Source organism: Aestuariibius sp. HNIBRBA575 (assembly GCF_040932005.1).
Lineage (GTDB): Bacteria > Pseudomonadota > Alphaproteobacteria > Rhodobacterales > Rhodobacteraceae > CANLNM01.
The window spans coordinates 1,145,197-1,163,572 of record NZ_CP162414.1 but is presented as its reverse complement, the minus strand read 5'-3'; the positions used below and the strand labels follow the sequence as shown (position 1 = coordinate 1,163,572).

Sequence of the window (18,376 nt, the reverse complement as noted above, 5' to 3'; positions counted from 1 at the left end):
GATCTTGTCAGAGCCGTTTCTGCATCAGCACAAGATCCATCCAGCGGCCAAACTTGAACCCCACTTCGGGCAAGGTTGCAACCCGTTCAAATCCAATCCGCTGATGAAAGGCAACCGCGCCCTGATTTTCACCACTAACCCCGGCAAATAACGAATGCACGCTGGCCCGCTGCGCATGGGAAATCAGTTCTTTCATTAACAATCCCCCCCACCCTTGGCCCTTTGCGCTGGGGGCGACCATTATGGAATGTTCTTTGGTGTGGGCATAGCCCGGACCGCCCCGAAACGGAAAATACGTGGCGAATCCAGTGACTTGCCTTCCATTCTCTGCGACCCAAAACGCCCCGTCACGGCGTTTGATATCCGCAGAGATCCCAACAAAATCCTTTTCCTGGGTCGTAAACGTGGCCGCAGTTTTACGAATATAGCCGTTCCAAATACGGCAAATGTCATCGCAATCCTCGATTTGGGCTGGGCGGATCATCGTAGGACCTTTGGGCCATTTGGCGTGTCAAAATGGGCGCAAAATCTGGCTTGATCAGCTTCAATAAACCGCACCTTGTCCGAGATGGCCGGCAACATTTTTGCAATCCGCATCGATTGCGGGTGATGAACCTCAAACCCCGACAGCCGAACCCCCTGTTCGTTTAAGGCACCTGCAGGATGCGGGGTTGTTTCCCCCCATTCGATCAAGGTCGGAAACGCCCCATCAAAGGGCAATGACCCGTTTGGCGGAACGGCCATTTGCCATCTCAGCGCATCACGCTGCAAGGCAATTTTGCCCCCCACAAACGGGAAATCATGCACGGCAGCCGCCAAATCAGAAACCGCGCAAATCCAATTACCCAATCGCGGCGGGCCGTCAAAGTGATCCAAGTCAAACCAATGCGGCCCCTCAATTTGTGCCGACGGGTCGATCGCAATCACCTCTAGGTAGAGATCCCCGCCAAGCCCCAGCAAACGATTATGCGTTCCAAATCGCGCGTGTTTTCCACCCGGCTGCAGGACAACACCCAATTGTTGTTCCACATAATCAGTGCCAGCATCCAGGTCGCTGCAAACAACAGCAAGGTGATCCAATATCATTTCCAGCTCCTAAATCGGCTTAAACGCCGTTCATATGAGCATTCCCCAATCCAAAAGAAAAGGCCCTCCGAAGAGGACCTTTTGAGAGGATAACAAATCTGAACCAGAGTGGATCAGCTGCGGGTTTCTCGGATAATCCGCATGATGTCTTCTGCGGCTTCGGGGATGTTGGTGCCGGGACCAAAGATGGCTTTGACGCCTGCATCATACAGGAATTGATAATCCTGCTGCGGGATAACCCCCCCACAAATAACGATAATTTCACCCGCACCCTGATCTTTCAACGCTTGAACCAATTGCGGAGCAAGCGTTTTATGGCCCGCCGCCTGCGAACTGATGCCGACGATGTGTACATCGTTGTCGATGGCGTCTTGGGCGGCTTCGGTTGGGGTTTGGAACAACGGACCAACATCCACATCAAAGCCAATATCGGCAAAGGCAGTGGCGATCACTTTGGCACCACGATCATGTCCGTCCTGCCCCATTTTAACCACTAGCATCCGGGGGCGACGCCCCTCTTCTTGGGCAAACGCTTCGACGGATTGTTGGATGGCGGCGAAACCTTCGTCGCCTTCATAGGCGGCCCCATAGACACCGGCCAGGGTTTTCACCTCGGCGCGGTGGCGGCCAAATTCGTCTTCCATTGCCATGCTGATTTCTCCGACTGAGGCCCGTGCGCGCGCCGCGTCAACAGCCGCCTCGAGCAGATTGCCACCCTCGCGGGCACGGCGGGTGAGTTCGGCAAGGGCCGCATCACACGCCCCCTGATCGCGGTTGTCCCGCATGGTTTTCAACCGCGCAATCTGGCTGTCCCGCACGGCGACGTTATCCACATCTAGGATGTCAATTTCGTCTTGTTTATCAAGCTTGTACTTGTTCACACCGACGATCACTTCGTCCCCGCGATCAATCATCGCCTGACGTTTGGCCGCTGATTCCTCAATCCGAAGCTTGGGCATGCCGCTGGCCACCGCCTTGGTCATACCGCCCATTTCTTCGACTTCTTTGATCAATTCCCATGCTTGATCCGCCAGTTCCGCGGTCAGGCTTTCGACGTAATATGACCCGGCCAATGGATCGACCACGTTGGTTACGCCGGTCTCTTCTTGCAAGATCAATTGGGTGTTGCGGGCAATGCGGGCCGAAAATTCGGTGGGCAGGGCAATCGCTTCGTCCAAGGCATTGGTATGCAACGATTGTGTCCCACCAAGTGCGGCGGCCATCGCTTCGTATGCGGTGCGTACAACGTTGTTGTAAGGGTCCTGTTCCTGCAGCGACACGCCAGAAGTCTGGCAATGGGTGCGCAGCATTTTGGACCGTTCGGATTTGGCCCCGAATTCGGTCATAATGCGGTGCCACAGCAAACGTGCCGCGCGCAATTTCGCCGCCTCCATGAAGAAATTCATGCCAATCGCAAAGAAGAACGACAACCGCCCGGCAAATTTATCGACATCCATACCCGCCTCAATTGCGGCGCGCACATATTCACGACCATCCGCCAGCGTATAGGCCAATTCCTGCACCAAATTCGCGCCGGCCTCTTGCATGTGGTAGCCTGAGATTGAGATCGAGTTAAACTTAGGCATCTCATTGGATGTATATTCGATGATGTCGGAAATGATCCGCATCGATGGTTCTGGCGGGTAAATATAGGTGTTGCGCACCATGAACTCTTTCAGAATGTCATTCTGAATGGTACCTGCCAGCAGGGACCGGTCGTGGCCTTGCTCTTCTCCGGTGACGATAAAATTGGCGAGGATCGGGATGACCGCGCCATTCATGGTCATCGAAACCGACACTTTGTCCAGTGGAATGCCATCAAACAGGACCTTCATATCCTCAACGGAATCAATGGCGACGCCTGCTTTGCCTACATCGCCTTCGACGCGGGGATGGTCGCTGTCATAGCCCCGGTGCGTGGCCAGATCAAAGGCAACCGACACGCCCTGCTGACCGGCGGCCAACGCTTTGCGATAAAAGGCGTTGGATTCCTCGGCCGTCGAAAACCCCGCATATTGACGGATGGTCCATGGGCGTCCGGCATACATGGTGGCCTTGACGCCGCGCGTGAACGGACCTTCGCCGGGAATGCCCCCCATATGGGGCAAATCGGCGGTATCCTCGGCCGTATAAAGCGGTTTGACATCAATGCCTTCCAGCGTCTTCCAGGTCAAATCCTCAAGCGGACGCCCACGAAGTTCCTTTTCCGCCAGTTCAGCCCATTTCTTGTCGTTTCCCATCACTATGTCCTCTTTCTGGCGATCCGTAGAAATTTTCTACGCTGTCGCTGTTATTCTTCCATCCTGTGTCACCACTCATTGGCTGAGTTTTGGTGTCTTCTATAAAGGTCGCGAGCCCATCTGCGCCGTTGCGCAGCCAGGCCACATCTTCTTGGTATTTTTCGCGCAAAGCGTGTTGTTGATTGCTGTCAAACGGCATCCAGCGGCCATCCCCATCGGGTAAATTGGCCTGTATTTGTGGATCTGCTGTCATGGATGCAATGTCACGCAATTGCGCCAAACGCGGTCCGCGATTGTGCCATTGGCGCGCCCCAGAGGAACGGCTCACTTTTTGGGCGCCGGTCATAATGCCCAATTGAACATCTGGCTGTGAAATGAACCGTTCTGCGGCCCAAACGCGGAATTGAACATTGGGCAAAACGGCGGCAGCATCCTGGATCACATCACGCCATGTCCTGGGATGGGTCACAACCCGATCCAGATCAGATGGCGTCGGCCACGGACGCCCCATTTCCACAGCGTAGGCATAGGTCGACGCCCAATAGGCATCCAGAGATCGAATGGCCAAACCGATACGCACGCAGCGATCCTCAAACGCGGGCAAAAACCGTTCCAAACGCACGGACAAGTTGGGATAAAGCGCCCCTGCCCGGATATTGCTGTGCATGGACCCGATCATGTTTTCCTCAGACACAATCAGAAACCGCATCTGCCGACGTTCCATCCGTTCCAGTTCAATCCGGATCAGGCCCGTTGATCGAATGCTTTCGGAAATCGCGCTAAACTGTTCGTTGCGCGCATTGCGGATCAACCCGTTGAAAAATCCATGACGGGTTCGTTTTGGTGTCCACGCGGTAATTCCGGCCCGCTGTAAACCATCTGCATTGGCCCGCAGATAGCTCTGAAACGTGGTTGTCCCAGTTCGATGGGCCCCCAGATGAAGGGCAATATCCATGGCGCGCAAGCCCCCAGTAATGACGCGCAACCCCAGCTGCGCAATATGATGTACAATCGGCATCATGCGCGTAGGTCCCTCACCGGAGGGTTAAAGTTAAAATTGTTATGGATCTGGGGTGATTGGGGGTTCGGAAGTTGGAGCAAAGCCCCTATATTCATCTGTATGAACAAGATTTTAATCGCCGCGACATTGGCAATTGGTGTTGGTTCCGCGCTCTGGGCGCAGGACGACGTACCTGTTTTTGAGGTTTGGCAAGAAACGCCAACCCAAATTTTCGAAGCGACAGACATGATGCCGGATGACATCCTGTGGCAGCTGCGCCCGTTGATCATCTTTGCGGACAATCCTCTGGACCCGCGGTTCCAGCGGCAAATGGATTTGGTGTCAGCCGAGATAGACGAACTGGCTGAACGGGATGTGATTGTGATCGTGGATACCGATCCCACCGCCCGCAGCACATGGCGGACCATGTTGCGTCCACGCGGGTTTATGCTGGCTCTGTTGGCCAAAGATGGCACCATGCAATTGCGCAAGCCCCTGCCCTCGAATGTGCGTGAACTCAGCGCGTCCATCGATAAAATCCCGCTGCGACAGCAAGAGATCGAGGATCGCCGAGCACCGCCGATCAGGTAAGGGGCATCCTTCATTCGACCCCCGGATCATATTCGAAATAGGCCCCATCAGGCAGGGTCGGCACCCAGTCCTGCAATGCCGCCAACAAGGGCGCAACATGTTCGGGCGATGTGGCATAATAGGACACGTGATCATCCCCCAAGAAACCAGCGGAAATCACCAATCGCAGCTCTCCGAGTTTGACCCAATCCTCCCCGATGGCTTTGGTCAGCCATGAATCATAGATCATCGCCAGTGGCACATCATGACGCTGTGTCAGGGGTTCGGCCCAGCCTTGAACAGGGGCATTTTGGCGGATATGACGCGCCTCAGCCGAGGCAAGCCCCCACAGGTCCAACACGTAGTTTTCGTTCTGCCAAGCCACCAAGCCAAGGTCATTCACCGCGACATTCACCTGCGCGTAATCCTGTGCAAAGCGGGCAGATTGATGGGGTTGCAGGTAAATCGCGCGGATATTCCACGGAAATCCATGTGTCCATGTATTCACGTAAACCACTGTCCCAGCAGCAATAACCCCGATAGCGGCGAGCGCAGGCAACCATTTTTGCGCACCTGACGCGACAATCATCAAACCGGCGGCGGTCACCGCCCAGATATAGCCTTCGTAGCGGTCCATCCAGCCGATTTGGCCAAACATCAAATGGGCCTGACAGGCAAAAAACACCGTCACGCCAATGGATGCGGTCGCCAGATAGGCGGACTTCTTTTGGCTCAGCTGAATCACCGTCACCAGCAACACCGCGATGGATGTCAAATGCAGCATCAGCCCCGCAGGCACCTGGCGGTTCAGGATATGGGTGCCCATGACACGTTCCATCAGCGGCATGTTCACGTCTTCTTCGCCCACCAATTTGGCCTGCACGGATTCCGGCAACGGATCGAGCCCGATTGACGTCAACGCTCCGACAAAAATCAGCACGGGCAGCAGGGACAAAACCGCGGTCACCAGCGATGGTATCAGCCCTTTTTGACGCAGCACCACAACAGCGGCCAACAGGCCCAACGCCAAGCCTTCGAGGCGCATCGCCGAGGCGAAAAATACCCCCGCCAAAAGAGCGATATTCATCGCATCCGTTTTGACAAGTTTCAGCAATCCATAGATCACGGCCAATGATGCGGCGGTGTGCAGGCTGTGTTCCATTCCGGTGAATGCGACGCCAAACATGTTCAACGCAATCGGCCCCAGAAATGCCGCGATCAGGCCAATCGGTTTCAGGCCATCCTCTGCGTATCCCGCCAAAATCAGGATGCGCCCCCAAAACCAGGCGGCCAATCCCATGCCAAAAAGGTTCCACAGCAGCGGCAACCAAGCCTGCAAATCCGTGCCCGCAAACGGCAACAGCAAAACCGGATAAAGCGGAGAGGACGCCGCAGATGCAAATTCGCCCGCATTGACGCCATATCCCCCGGCGGCCAATTGTTCAGCCATAGCCAGATGAATGTAAACGTCATCCAATGGGTATTCAAAAACCCATCCGGCGTTAGACATGGCCGCTGCGATGGACAGGCCAAAGGCGACAAAAACGCCTAAAATTGAAAATAAGGGCAGAGTCCGCGTCATCCAAAATACTCCAAGTCACAAAATGTGTTTGAAGCGGGTTTTACACCGGAATGTGCCAAAAGGAAGTCAGGCGCGGCAAACCACCGAAATTGCGCGGCAAAATTGCAATTCAGGTCGTCCCAGCAAAACCAAAATTGCCAACGTGTCATAACGGGAAACCCGCCGCGTAATAGGCGCGGTCCCGTCCCGGATCAACGATCATAAACCCCTCGGGATCCGGCAACCAAATCAAAATGGCGCTGGGCCGTGTCAGGGCTGTGCGAAACCCAGCGCTTGCCTCATCTGTTAGGCAGTCACCGACATTTGCGGCGGCTTCCAACACTTGTTTGCCAAAAACGCCACGATCCAACAGCAACATGCCATCGGCCATGTCATTGGGTGAATATTCCGCCATCTGAATGGCCGCAGGTCCGCCCAAATCATAGGTGGCTTGCGCGGCTTCTAGTGTGGCGTCTGGTTCGACTTTGCCCGTCAAATAGGAACTGGACAGTTCAAAAATCGCGGCAGTACAGGTGCGGCGGCTGTCGAAATAATGGGTATCGGTCAGATACACATATTCCGACAAATCCGCACGCAATGCCGTTTCACGATCCCGATCACATCCGATCAACAGCGCGCACAGGCCCATCGCTGCGCATGCCGCAGTTCTGGGACTTGTGATCGGTGCTAATCGGGTGCGTGGCATCGGTTTATTCGAACTCCATGATCACGTCGTCGACAGCCAGACTGTCGCCCGCAGCGGCGTTGATTTTAGACACAACACCCTTTTTCTCAGCGCGCAGGATGTTTTCCATCTTCATCGCTTCGACCGTACACAGGGCCTGGCCTTCTTGGATTTCATCGCCCACCGCAACATTGACGTTCACGATCAAACCCGGCATCGGGCAGAGCAACAATTTCGACGTATCCGGCGGCAGCTTTTCTGGCATCAATTGCGCCAATTCGGCCTGGCGTGGGCTGCGAATATGCACTTTCAAATCGGCACCACGGGACCGAATGCGGAACCCTTGGGTGATTTTACCAACCTTCAGCACCAATGGTGCGCCGTTCACGGTCAAACGTGCAAGCGCATCACCGGGGGTCCAGTCGCTCTCGACCCGCAATGTTTCATCGCCAAAGCTGACATCAGAGCCGGATTTATCGGCTGAAATCGTGACCGGGAATTCCGCGCCCTGTAGGGTCACAACCCAATCTTCGCCCACATGACGTTCGTGGTTGCCCATCCGCCCCGATACGCGCGTGCGGCGAATTTCAGCGACACGGTGCATGGCAGCACTGGCCGCCGCAATCCGTTTCAACGCGGGTTCTGCCAGTTCAACCCCTTCAAATCCTTCGGGATATTGCTCTTCGATGAACGCGGTGGTCATGTCACCTTTGATGAAAATCGGGTGATCCATCACAGCACTCAAGAAAGGCAAATTGTGACCAATGCCTTCGACTTCGAACCCATCCAGCGCATCGCGCATTGCCTCAATCGCGGCGTCACGGGTTGGGGCCCAAGTGCACAATTTCGCGATCATCGGATCGTAATACATGCTGATTTCGCCGCCCTCAAAGACGCCGGTATCATTGCGCACGGCCACGGCACCTGCCGGGGCATCCCCCTGCCATTTGTCATTGTCCAGCAACGGGCCCGCCGCGGTTTCCATCGGCGGACGATAGCGGGTCAAACGACCGATTGAGGGCAAAAACCCACGATAGGGATCCTCGGCATATAGGCGGTTTTCAATCGCCCAACCGTTCAGTTTCACGTCATCCTGGGTGATGGTCAGCGGTTCGCCATTGGCCACGCGGATCATCTGTTCCACCAAATCGACGCCGGTGATCAGTTCGGTCACAGGATGTTCCACCTGCAAACGTGTATTCATTTCAAGGAAGTAGAAATTTTTATCGCCATCCACGATAAATTCCACGGTCCCCGCAGAGGCGTAATCCACCGCTTGGGCCAGTGCCACCGCCTGTTCGCCCATGGCTTTGCGGGTGGCTTCGTCCAGAAACGGGCTTGGCGCTTCTTCGACGACTTTTTGCTGGCGGCGCTGGATCGAACATTCGCGTTCGCCCAGATAGATACCATTGCCATGCGCGTCACACAGAACCTGAATTTCGATGTGGCGCGGCTGGGTGATGAATTTTTCAATGAAAATCCGATCATCGCCAAAGCTGCTGGCCGCTTCGTTTTTCGACGATTGGAACCCTTCGCGGGCTTCGTCATCGTTCCACGCTATCCGCATGCCTTTGCCACCGCCCCCGGCCGAGGCTTTGATCATCACCGGATAGCCGATTTCGTTGGAAATTTTCACCGCTTCGTCCGCGTCTTCGATCAGGCCCATATAGCCCGGAACGGTGGACACGTTTGCCTCTTGGGCGATCTTTTTAGAGGTGATTTTATCCCCCATGCTTTCGATCGCGCCCACAGGGGGTCCAACAAAGGCGATGTTTTCAGCGGCCAACGCTTCTGCGAATTTCGCGTTTTCAGACAAAAAGCCATAACCGGGATGCACCGCCTGCGCGCCGGTTTGACGGATCGCATCCATCACTTTGTCGATCACAATATAGGACTGATTGGCGGGGGGCGGGCCGATATGCACCGCTTCGTCGGCCATTTTCACATGCAGCGCGTTGCGATCCGCATCCGAATAGATGGCAACGGTGGAAATCCCCATTTTGCGCGCGGTCTTTATCACACGGCACGCAATTTCACCGCGGTTCGCGATCAGGATCTTATCAAACATGTGCATGGTCCTTTGAATGCAAAACCGCCGCCGGGGCACAATGGCCCCGACGGCGGTCGGAATTGTTAACGTGCCCAAAGGCACGGATCAGTGATTGGGATACGCGCGGCTTAGTTACAGGCCGCAAGTCCGAGATCGTCGCACAGCACGCCACCCGCGCCGCCAATAATGGCGCCCGTGGTTGGGTCCGCGCCGGTTGCGTCTGCAACCAATGCGCCTGCTGCTGCCCCTGCGAGGCCGCGTTCGAGATCGTTATCAAGACAGGCCGAAAGCGAAAGCGTTGCCGCGGCTGCCAGTACAAGACGAAGATGGAACATGGATTACTGCCCTTTTTGGTTATTTTCCGAACCGCAGAATCAGCGTTCGCAGGCCCAGACACAACCCAAAAGTCCGTGATCAATGTCGATATCGGTGCATTTTCGCCTGAAAAATAGGGATTTTGGCGAAAAGTTGCCGGCCTGACCTGGGTAGGGTCAAACCGGCTAGGGGAAGGGTAACGGTGGTTACGTATGTAGCCGCACCGGGTGGCTGCCCGTTGCGATACACAGGAACCGTGACATAGGCGACGCGCGGTTGCATAGGCAGCACGCCGTTTCCCTACCAAACCGGCATTTTCCCGCCAGAATTGCACTGGCTTGCGCGAATTCGCGCCGAAATATGCCGATACGCCACTCACGGCGACCAATTACCCGTCATAACATCGTGAAAATTGGCAAAGGCCAGATCCACGTTGATCCGCAACAGAGCCTCGTAACTCTCGGGATCAAATTCTTCTTCGACTGCAATCACTTCGCGGTCCAAAAGCCAGCTCAGCCGGCCAGCATCCAGATTACCGCGCACAAAAGGTTCTTCACCAAAATGGTTCCACAAAGCCCAAAGAAAGCCTTCGTCCGCTTTGCGGTCACTGGGGCGCCGATCCGCATACCGTTCGCGGGCCACTAATTTGGTGGGGCCTGCTTTGGCGGGTCGACGAATGGTGAATTGATAATCAGTCCCGGGTAGACGGCCGGGAAAACCTCTGTGTTTTTCCATTACGCAGCCTCCTTTTCTAGGGTGAAAGGGGATGCGAAGCGGACGGGCATCGCTGCCCGTCCCGACGAATACTTAGTTGTATTTGCCGTTGAATACAGGTTCGGCGCTGACAGTTGGGGCCGGATCGACCACAACGAATTCTTCGACGTCATTGTTGCCACAGGCCGCCAGGCCCAGAACGGATACAGCCGCAAGGGCCTTAAAAAGGTTAGACATGAAAGTCTCCTGTCTCGATTATCGAGAGACGTCCGGCGCAAGCGTCGGTCCCGGCTCCCTTTTTCCACATATGTGGTCGCATCAGCGCGACCAATGCGAAGTTTAGCCGAAACAGGTGTCAAAGGATATGCCTGCGCAATTGTGCGCGCATGTTGTGGCGCGTCTGCATCAAGTGCAATTTCACATGAGCTATGGGGCGCAAGATGTTGTAGCGACATTACAATCCCTCCCAGATACAGGTGTTATCCTGCACCTGATACATCTCAAAAAACTGGGTGGCATCCGGTGTCAGAATGCCAAACGGCACCTCTCGGTCGGCCAGAGAAATGATCACATTTGCATCATGCCAATTGTTGCTTGCCAGCGCAGGCAGCACCAAAGTTTCGCAAATATATGGAAAGTCGGCCTCGACCTCGGTGAACGTCACCCCAGCCCCATCCGGGGAAAGAGCAGGCGCCACAAACAAGAACCGCGCCGTGTTCGTGTCAGGTTCCATCACCACATCATAAAGCGCCACATCCAGCCCGGAAGGCACGTCAATATCGGCGCAAACGGCGCTGCCCAATAGCGCGAATATCAACCCAAATGCGGATTTCATGACAGGCCCCGATTTGCATTGGACACCCAACGGGTGCGGTTGTCAGGTGCATCCAGAACGTCCTGAATGATCCCCTGAACGGGCGCGCCAATCGGTTGTACACCGTCAATACGCCCCCCTGCCCGCACCTGAACCAAGCCATCCACCCGGATCAGTTCAACCACAGGGGAAAACCCGCGCAGATTTTGCAAGGCCCGCCATAAATCCTGACGGATTTGATGCGCCAATCGTTTCAATGATCCGTCCGGCAACGTTGTTTGGGCCTGCACATCAAATCGCGCAGGCAAACGCCGCGTCAACGTGATGCCATTTTCGGCCGGAACAATATGCCAGTTTTTACGGGTCATTTTCCCCGTCCTGTCAGGCGCTGAAACAGCGATCTTTTGGTCGGTGCGACCGGTGTCATGTCTGGCATCTCACCCGTGGTGAGTTTGACAAGTGTTTGATAATAAAACACCAAATCGTCCTCTGACCCGTTATCCAAACGCTTAGCGACTTTGGCAAACGGCACCAGCGTTTGCGTCCCGCATTGCATCATCAGCGGAAACCGCATGGCGTCATCAACGTCCGCTTTGGTGCCATCAATCCATGTTGCCCCGCGATGGCGCACCATCACTTCGCCCAGATACGCCCCGGCCACCATAATAGTCCCACCCATATTCTCAGAGCGGTCACCATTGTCGTGGAACCCACCGATCAACTCATCCAGAGCGCGAATGCTGCCCTCTGAATAGTCAAAACGGCTGTCGCCCTGTTTGGATGCGATCGCCACAAAATTGGCGGCCATTTCCGGCGCGTCTTTGGGGGTTGGGGTAAGTTCGCGGGTCATTCCTGCACCTTACAGCGGGATATTATCGTGTTTTTTCCACGGGTTGGTCAGTTGCTTGCCCCGTAGGGACGCAAAAGCCCGACAAATCCGTTTGCGGGTGCTGCGTGGCTGGATCACTTCGTCGATAAACCCACGTTCGGCGGCGACAAACGGGTTAGCAAACCGGTCTTCGTAATCGGCGGTGTGCTGCGCGATTTTTTCCGCATCCCCCAGATCCGCGCGATGGATAATTTCGGTCGCCCCTTTGGCACCCATCACCGCGATTTCCGCCGTGGGCCAAGCATAGTTGAAATCGCCGCGCAGATGTTTGGACGCCATCACGTCATATGCGCCGCCATAGGCTTTGCGGGTGATCAGCGTGACTTTGGGCACGGTCGCTTCGCCATAGGCAAACAGCAGTTTTGCCCCATGTTTGATCACGCCACCATATTCCTGGCTGGTGCCGGGCAAAAAGCCGGGGACGTCAACCAAAGTCAGGATCGGAATTTCGAACGCATCACAGAACCGCACAAACCGCGCCGCTTTGCGCGATGAATCGATGTCCAGACAGCCTGCCAAAACCAACGGCTGGTTGGCCACAACGCCCACGGTTGATCCTTCGAGGCGGATAAACCCGGTCAGCATGTTTTTGGCGAAATCCTCTTGAATTTCGTAGAAATCACCTTCGTCCGCCAATTTGGTGATCAATTCTTTCATGTCATACGGTGAATTTGGATTGTCCGGGATCAACGTATCCAAGCTGTTTTCCAACCGGTTCACATCATCAAAGAAGGGACGCACGGGCGGTTTAGAGCGATTGTCGGACGGAAGGAAATCCACCAAACGGCGCACTTCGGCCAAGGCTTCGACGTCGTTTTCAAACGCGCCATCCGCGACGGATGATTTTTTTGTATGGGTGGATGCCCCGCCCAGTTCTTCGGCGGTCACCACTTCGTTTGTCACGGTTTTCACCACATCGGGGCCGGTGACAAACATGTAGGAACTGTCACGCACCATAAAGATAAAGTCGGTCATTGCGGGCGAATAAACCGCCCCACCGGCGCATGGCCCCATGATCACGCTGATCTGTGGGATCACGCCGGAGGCCATGATGTTGCGCTGGAAAATTTCAGCGTAGCCGGCCAAGGCGTCGACGCCCTCTTGGATTCGCGCACCGCCGGAATCGTTCAGGCCGATCACAGGCGCGCCATTTTGCATGGCCATATCCATGATCTTGCAAATTTTCTGCGCATGTGTGGCCGACACCGATCCACCCAAAACCGTGAAATCCTGCGAGTACACATAGACCATGCGACCGTTGATAGTCCCCCAGCCAGTGACGACGCCATCACCTGCAGGCTTTTGATTTTCCATACCAAAATCGGTACAACGGTGCGAAATAAACATGTCGAACTCTTCGAAACTGCCATCATCTAGCAACAGTTCAATCCGTTCGCGGGCCGTCAATTTGCCCTTGGAATGCTGCGCTGCGATCCGTCGTTCGCCGCCCCCAAGCCGGGCCTCTTCACGACGATCGTTCAGTTCCTGAAGAATATCTTTCATGTCTCGCTCCCAATTTCGGGCAATTTCGTCGCCCGCAATGGCAATATGCCTAACCTTGCGGCAGAGCCTACCTGCGGATTACATACAATTGAAGAGAGATTGGGCAAATTTGCAAAACCATACATTTGCAGTTTTCTAAATTTGCAAAACTGCAAATCATTGCAAATGAAAACAACTATTCCTTGTGCGCATCTAGACAGAACAGTTTAGCAAGCATAGCTGTTACGAATGTCAAACGCGCCTCTCGTCCGTTTTCTGGACCGAACCACACCACCACATATCATCACGCTGGTCTTTATCGCAGGACTGGGCGCGCTCAATATGTCCATCCTGCTGCCGTCGCTTAGTCAGATGACCGAATATTTCGACACGGAATACGCTGTCATTCAGCTCAGCGTGTCGGCCTATTTCGCGGTTACGGCCGTGTTGCAATTGGTGATCGGACCGATTTCGGACCGTTTTGGACGACGCCCCGTGGTGCTGGCGGCGATTGCGCTGTTTATTCTGGCCTCCATCGGCGCAGTTCTGTCAACAAGCGTGGAAATGTTCCTGACGTTTCGCCTGATGCAAGGCGTGATTGTGACCGGTATGGTCATGTCCCGCGCCATCGTGCGTGACATGGTCCCCCAAGAAGAAGCCGCATCCATGATCGGCTATGTCACGATGGGCATGTCATTGGTCCCGATGTTTGGCCCCATGATCGGCGGCGTATTGCAGCAGGCTTTTGGCTGGCACGCCGTGCTGCTCTTTGTGATTGCGTCGGGATTGTTGACATTTGTTTTGTGTTACCGCGATCTGGGCGAAACGGTGCGCGGCAACGGCATGACCTTTGCCCAACAAGTGCGAACCTACCCAGAATTGTTCGCCTCCCCCCGGTTTTGGGGGTATGTCGGCGCCTCGACTTTCGCCTCTGGTGCGTTTTTTGCCTATCTCGGCGGTGCCTCTTTTGTCTCCGGTGACGTCTATGGGTTAACGCCATTTTGGACCGGCATCGCCCTGGGGGCGCCCGCAGTTGGATATGGGTTCGGCAATTTCATTTCCGGGCGTTACACCACGCGCTATGGCATCAATAAAATGATCTATGCAGGCACGCTGATTTCCACTTTGGGCATGGGGACATCTTTGTTGTTCAGCCTGCTTGGCATCGCGGATGGCCCATTTTTATTCTTTGGTTTCAGTACGTTCCTCGGCCTTGGCAACGGTTTGGTCATGCCCAATGCCGCCGCAGGCATGTTGTCGGTTCGCCCGCATCTGGCGGGGACCGCCAGCGGAATTGGCGGATCGATCATGATTGCGGGCGGGGCGTTTTTGTCGGCCTTTGCCGGCTGGACGCTGAGCGTTGAATCCGGCGCATTGCCATTGCAGTTGATCATGTTCCTGACATCCGCGGCCTCAATCGGGGCGATTTTATTCGTCACCCAGCGCGAGCGCGGCATATTGGCCTAAGCCTTGCTTTGCCAGATTTGCAGAGGCACATTAGAGCCAAGCAAATTTGCAAAGGCCCCCAATGGCAGTCCAAAAACTATATGCAGGCAATAAGTTACGCGAACTTCGTGGACGGCTGGAACTAACCCAAAAAGGGTTCGCAGAAAAGCTGGGCGTGTCCCTGCCCTATCTGAACCAAATGGAAAACAACAACCGGCCTGTCAGCACCGGGGTTGTTCTGGCCTTGGCGCAAGAATTTGGGTTCGACGTGACCGAATTGCAATCCGGGGACGAAGCCAGATTGGTCGGTGATATGCGCGAAGCCTTGGCCGATCCGATGTTTACCGCCGCCCCGCCACCGCTCTCTGATCTGCGACTTGCGGCCTCAAACGCTCCGGCTTTGGCGCGAGCATTTCTGGATTTGCATGCCGCCTATCGGCAAACCCATGAACGGCTTGCATCACTGGACGAAGCATTGGGTCGCGAAGATTCCCGCCTACAGCCCAGCCCCTGGGAAGAGGTGCGGGATTTCTTTCATTATTGCGACAATTACATCGACGCTGTTGATCGCGCCGCAGAACGGTTTTCAGCCCAAGGCGACACCACAACAAATGCCATCAAAGCCTTGGAAAATCACGGTATTCGCGTGGTGCATGCGGATCGCCACCAAGTGCGCAAATACGATGTTGAAACCCAGACCCTCACCCTGTCGCGGCGCAGCTCAGAAGCGACGCGCAATTTTCAATTGCTGGTGCAACTGGCCCTGATCACGCAGGATGACCTGCTCGAAGCGACGCTGGATTTCGCACGTTTTCAAAGCCCCGAGGCGCGCAGCATCGCCAAAATCGGGCTGGCCAATTACTTTGCCGGGGCCGCCCTAATGCCGTACGGGCCATTTCTGGAAGCCGCGCAAACCATGCGCCATGATTTAGAACGCCTATCGGATCGATTTGGCGCCTCTCTGGAACAGGTGGCGCATCGGTTGTCGACCATGCAGCGTCACGGCGCCAAGGGCATTCCGTTCTTTTTTGTACGTGTAGATCAGGCCGGGACAATCACCAAACGTCACTCGGCCACGACCTTGCAATTTGCGCGATATGGCGGCGCCTGTCCGCTGTGGAATGTGCATCGCGCCTTTGAAACGCCGGGGCGGTTTTTGCAGCAATTGGCCGAAACACCAGACGGCATTCGGTATTTTTGCCTCGCCCGCGACGTAAGCAAATCTGGCGGCGCATTTGATGCGCCAACACGTCGATATGCGATTGGATTGGGCTGTGAAATCCGGCATGCCAATGCGCTGGTCTATGCAGATCATATGGACATCGGATCGCCGGATGCCTTTGAACCTATTGGGATTTCTTGCCGTATCTGCGAACGACGTGGATGCCATCAACGATCCGTTCCCCCATTGGAACGTCAGCTATCGGTTGATCTAAACCAACGGGATGTTCTGCCTTATTCGGTGGAATGAACCCGCGCCCCATCAAAGCCGCTGGCAGCGATATCATCACACAGATCCGACCATGTGCATCCCTGACAGGCGGCGCGAATACCCCCATCCGCAAACCCCATTCGCAAGGTTTGCAACACATTTGGCGTCAGACGAAACATCGTCCCCGGCGCAATAGAGCGTCCTAACAAAGAAGCGATGCTTTGGGCGGCTTGTTCATCGCGTTTTTGCACGTCATGGCCGACACAATGTCGATCAGGCCCCGACAGCATCGGGGCACAAATATCGTCGGGCCCAGCGACCAATTTCACCTGCGCGCCCGCTGACAATTTTTGTGCAATTTCGTCATAGTTCTTAACGAATTCAGGGCTGTAGCCCTTGCCGATATAGGACAGAATACACAATAGATGATGGGCGCGCAGGTGAATAATCATACAGCCTTATAACGCGTCCATTGGCGCAATATAACCGCCCCAAGCGCAGATTTTAGAACCGCTCCGATCAGAAACGGCGTGACACCCAAAACGATCGCTTTTTCCACGCCGGTAAACGTTGCCAACCAACTGGCCCCAATCAACAGACACAGGACATTGGCAAGGCTCATCGCCAAAAACGCCAGCCAGACCCGACCGCCATTCCAACCTTTTTCGGCCAGAAATCCGGTTAATGCCGCGATAATAGGGAAAGACGCCAAATATCCCCCCGTTGGGCCGGCAAAATGCGCCAAACCACCAGCGCCACCTGCCAAAACCGGTGCGCCCATCGCGGCTTCGCCCAGCCACGTCAAAACAGTGATGCCACCCAGCCGCCAGCCATATAGCGCGCCGATCATCGTCACGGCAAAGGTCTGCATCGTGACGGGGACGGGATACATCGGCACCTCAATCCGCGAAGAGACGGCCAAAACAATCGTGCCGACCAAAACGGCGATCATTTTCCAGTGGGTCGCTTGGTCCGATAGAGACAGGGGGCTGAAGGATGGGGGGTGATTCATTGCAGCGGGGTGATGCATATTACATGTCCTCATTTTATAGATAATTTTCGATCTTCTTGCCATCTTTGGGACCATAGGCGCTCGCCTCTTGCAAGAATTTCCGAAATTGTGAGGAATTACCGACCCAAGCGCCCACCAAGACGACGCCCTGCACGCCGAACATGTTGGGCCAGAATTGCGCAGGCAACCTCAATCTGCCCCTTTCGCAAAGCGTCTAAAATGGCCAAATGTTCGTGATCGACACGCGGCTCCCATTTGTTGGGTTTAGCAGCAAATAGAAACCGGGCGCTGGAAATATGCAGGTCTTCTATTGAGGAGATGAGTCGCGGCATTTTGCATAGTTTGATCAAGGCCTGATGAAACGTCCGATTGGCCGCTTCCCAGCTTTGAATCGTATCGCACTCACTTTGCTGTTGGTTTAAATTTCCTAAATATACCAGATAGTTACGATCAAAATTCAGCGAAGCATGTCTGAGAGCCAGAACCTCTAGACTGGCGCGCATTTCCGCGACTTCACGTCTTTGATTGGGATCAATTCCCGTCACCCGCACGCCGCGACGGGGAATGGATATCAGCAACCCACGCGCTTCCAATCTGCGAAAGGCTTCTCGCACAGGAACGTGGCTTGTCTTAAACTCAGCGGCAATGTGGTCCTGACGTAATTTGGCACCTGCAGGCAGTTGTCCGGTTATGATCCGGTCAGACAGAACCAAGGCAATTTGGGCGGGCAGTGTTTCTTTGTATGTGTCGGCCATAAATTATAGATAATTTAAACGAACACGTTTTGAAACCCTGCCCGCCCGATTCGAATACCTGGCTTACGCGTCAGTTTTGCTGAGCAATGACCAAATTTCGTCTTTCAGGCCCAAGCGCTCTTTGCGCAATTCGGCCATATGCGCATCATCTGTCGGCTCAACATTGGTTTCGGCACGATGCACCGCCCGGTTCAGTTCATGATATTTATCCGCCAGCGATGCGAAATGCGCATCACCGACCTTTAACGCGTGCATTTGCTCAATATGATCTGGAAATTCTTCTGCCAGTTCATGTGGGGTGTGAGACATTTTTCTCTCCTCATGT

Annotated in this window: 21 protein-coding genes; 3 read left to right on the top strand and 18 right to left on the bottom strand. The window is 54.9% G+C overall.

Features of this window, described 5'->3' with window-relative positions:
* Window positions 1-7: 7 nt before the first annotated feature.
* The 4 genes from AB1F12_RS05895 to AB1F12_RS05880 form a co-directional block, all read right to left on the bottom strand.
* Complete coding sequence (locus AB1F12_RS05895; RefSeq protein ID WP_368187274.1) at window positions 8-484, bottom strand: N-acetyltransferase family protein; 477 nt, start codon at window positions 482-484, stop codon at window positions 8-10.
* Window positions 481-1,086: a VOC family protein gene (locus AB1F12_RS05890; RefSeq protein WP_368187272.1), complete on the bottom strand. Its 606-nt coding sequence runs from the start codon at window positions 1,084-1,086 to the stop codon at window positions 481-483. The genes AB1F12_RS05895 and AB1F12_RS05890 overlap by 4 nt, the downstream gene beginning before the upstream one ends.
* A gap of 113 nt (window positions 1,087-1,199) precedes the next feature.
* Window positions 1,200-3,326, bottom strand: a complete 2,127-nt coding sequence (gene scpA, locus AB1F12_RS05885; protein WP_368187270.1) for a methylmalonyl-CoA mutase — start codon at window positions 3,324-3,326, stop codon at window positions 1,200-1,202.
* Window positions 3,301-4,347, bottom strand: a complete 1,047-nt coding sequence (locus tag AB1F12_RS05880; protein ID WP_368187268.1) for a hypothetical protein — start codon at window positions 4,345-4,347, stop codon at window positions 3,301-3,303. Before AB1F12_RS05880 ends, scpA begins: the two co-directional genes overlap by 26 nt.
* A gap of 99 nt (window positions 4,348-4,446) precedes the next feature.
* Here AB1F12_RS05880 and AB1F12_RS05875 point away from each other — a divergent pair, with 99 nt between their 5' ends.
* Entirely contained in the window at window positions 4,447-4,917 is a 471-nt protein-coding gene (locus tag AB1F12_RS05875) for a DUF4174 domain-containing protein (protein WP_368187267.1), read from the top strand.
* Window positions 4,918-4,927: 10 nt separating this feature from the next.
* Here AB1F12_RS05875 and AB1F12_RS05870 read toward each other — a convergent pair whose 3' ends face one another.
* From AB1F12_RS05870 to AB1F12_RS05825, 10 genes are all read right to left on the bottom strand, one after another.
* Window positions 4,928-6,478 carry a hypothetical protein gene (locus AB1F12_RS05870; RefSeq protein ID WP_368187266.1) on the bottom strand — a complete coding sequence of 517 codons (1,551 nt, stop codon included), beginning with the start codon at window positions 6,476-6,478 and terminating at the stop codon, window positions 4,928-4,930.
* A gap of 145 nt (window positions 6,479-6,623) precedes the next feature.
* Window positions 6,624-7,163: a hypothetical protein gene (locus tag AB1F12_RS05865; RefSeq protein WP_368187264.1), complete on the bottom strand. Its 540-nt coding sequence runs from the start codon at window positions 7,161-7,163 to the stop codon at window positions 6,624-6,626.
* A 4-nt stretch (window positions 7,164-7,167) separates the two neighbouring features.
* Complete coding sequence (locus AB1F12_RS05860) at window positions 7,168-9,210, bottom strand: acetyl-CoA carboxylase biotin carboxylase subunit (protein ID WP_368187263.1); 2,043 nt, start codon at window positions 9,208-9,210, stop codon at window positions 7,168-7,170.
* Window positions 9,211-9,320: 110 nt separating this feature from the next.
* Window positions 9,321-9,527 (bottom strand): hypothetical protein, encoded by a 207-nt coding sequence (locus tag AB1F12_RS05855; protein WP_368187262.1) that lies wholly within the window; start codon window positions 9,525-9,527, stop codon window positions 9,321-9,323.
* A 355-nt stretch (window positions 9,528-9,882) separates the two neighbouring features.
* Window positions 9,883-10,242 (bottom strand): hypothetical protein, encoded by a 360-nt coding sequence (locus AB1F12_RS05850; RefSeq protein ID WP_368187261.1) that lies wholly within the window; start codon window positions 10,240-10,242, stop codon window positions 9,883-9,885.
* 72 nt (window positions 10,243-10,314) lie between these two features.
* Window positions 10,315-10,458 (bottom strand): hypothetical protein, encoded by a 144-nt coding sequence (locus tag AB1F12_RS05845; protein WP_368187260.1) that lies wholly within the window; start codon window positions 10,456-10,458, stop codon window positions 10,315-10,317.
* Window positions 10,459-10,675: 217 nt separating this feature from the next.
* Window positions 10,676-11,056: a DUF6497 family protein gene (locus AB1F12_RS05840; RefSeq protein WP_368187258.1), complete on the bottom strand. Its 381-nt coding sequence runs from the start codon at window positions 11,054-11,056 to the stop codon at window positions 10,676-10,678.
* Window positions 11,053-11,403: a hypothetical protein gene (locus AB1F12_RS05835; RefSeq protein ID WP_368187256.1), complete on the bottom strand. Its 351-nt coding sequence runs from the start codon at window positions 11,401-11,403 to the stop codon at window positions 11,053-11,055. The genes AB1F12_RS05840 and AB1F12_RS05835 overlap by 4 nt, the downstream gene beginning before the upstream one ends.
* Window positions 11,400-11,885 carry a hypothetical protein gene (locus tag AB1F12_RS05830; protein ID WP_368187254.1) on the bottom strand — a complete coding sequence of 162 codons (486 nt, stop codon included), beginning with the start codon at window positions 11,883-11,885 and terminating at the stop codon, window positions 11,400-11,402. The genes AB1F12_RS05835 and AB1F12_RS05830 overlap by 4 nt, the downstream gene beginning before the upstream one ends.
* 9 nt (window positions 11,886-11,894) lie before the next feature.
* Window positions 11,895-13,427: an acyl-CoA carboxylase subunit beta gene (locus tag AB1F12_RS05825; protein ID WP_368187253.1), complete on the bottom strand. Its 1,533-nt coding sequence runs from the start codon at window positions 13,425-13,427 to the stop codon at window positions 11,895-11,897.
* Between the two features lie 228 nt (window positions 13,428-13,655).
* On the opposite strand from AB1F12_RS05825, the gene AB1F12_RS05820 reads away from it, so the two are divergent.
* A complete protein-coding gene (locus AB1F12_RS05820) occupies window positions 13,656-14,873 on the top strand; it encodes a multidrug effflux MFS transporter (protein ID WP_368187252.1) in 1,218 nt (405 codons plus the stop codon).
* Between the two features lie 61 nt (window positions 14,874-14,934).
* A complete protein-coding gene (locus AB1F12_RS05815) occupies window positions 14,935-16,323 on the top strand; it encodes a short-chain fatty acyl-CoA regulator family protein (protein ID WP_368187250.1) in 1,389 nt (462 codons plus the stop codon).
* Here AB1F12_RS05815 and AB1F12_RS05810 read toward each other — a convergent pair.
* The 4 genes from AB1F12_RS05810 to AB1F12_RS05795 form a co-directional block, all read right to left on the bottom strand.
* On the bottom strand, window positions 16,308-16,736 hold the full coding sequence (locus AB1F12_RS05810) for a DUF1284 domain-containing protein (RefSeq protein WP_368187249.1): 429 nt from the start codon (window positions 16,734-16,736) through the stop codon (window positions 16,308-16,310). The two genes, AB1F12_RS05815 and AB1F12_RS05810, sit on opposite strands and share 16 nt — an antisense overlap.
* Window positions 16,733-17,314 (bottom strand): biotin transporter BioY, encoded by a 582-nt coding sequence (locus AB1F12_RS05805; RefSeq protein ID WP_368187247.1) that lies wholly within the window; start codon window positions 17,312-17,314, stop codon window positions 16,733-16,735. Before AB1F12_RS05805 ends, AB1F12_RS05810 begins: the two co-directional genes overlap by 4 nt.
* Window positions 17,315-17,412: 98 nt before the next feature.
* A complete protein-coding gene (locus tag AB1F12_RS05800; RefSeq protein WP_368187246.1) occupies window positions 17,413-18,051 on the bottom strand; it encodes a GntR family transcriptional regulator in 639 nt (212 codons plus the stop codon).
* A 63-nt stretch (window positions 18,052-18,114) separates the two neighbouring features.
* The gene (locus tag AB1F12_RS05795; RefSeq protein WP_368187245.1) at window positions 18,115-18,360 is read right to left on the bottom strand and encodes a YdcH family protein; all 246 of its coding nucleotides are present in this window, start codon (window positions 18,358-18,360) and stop codon (window positions 18,115-18,117) included.
* Between the last annotated feature and the right edge of the window lie 16 nt (window positions 18,361-18,376).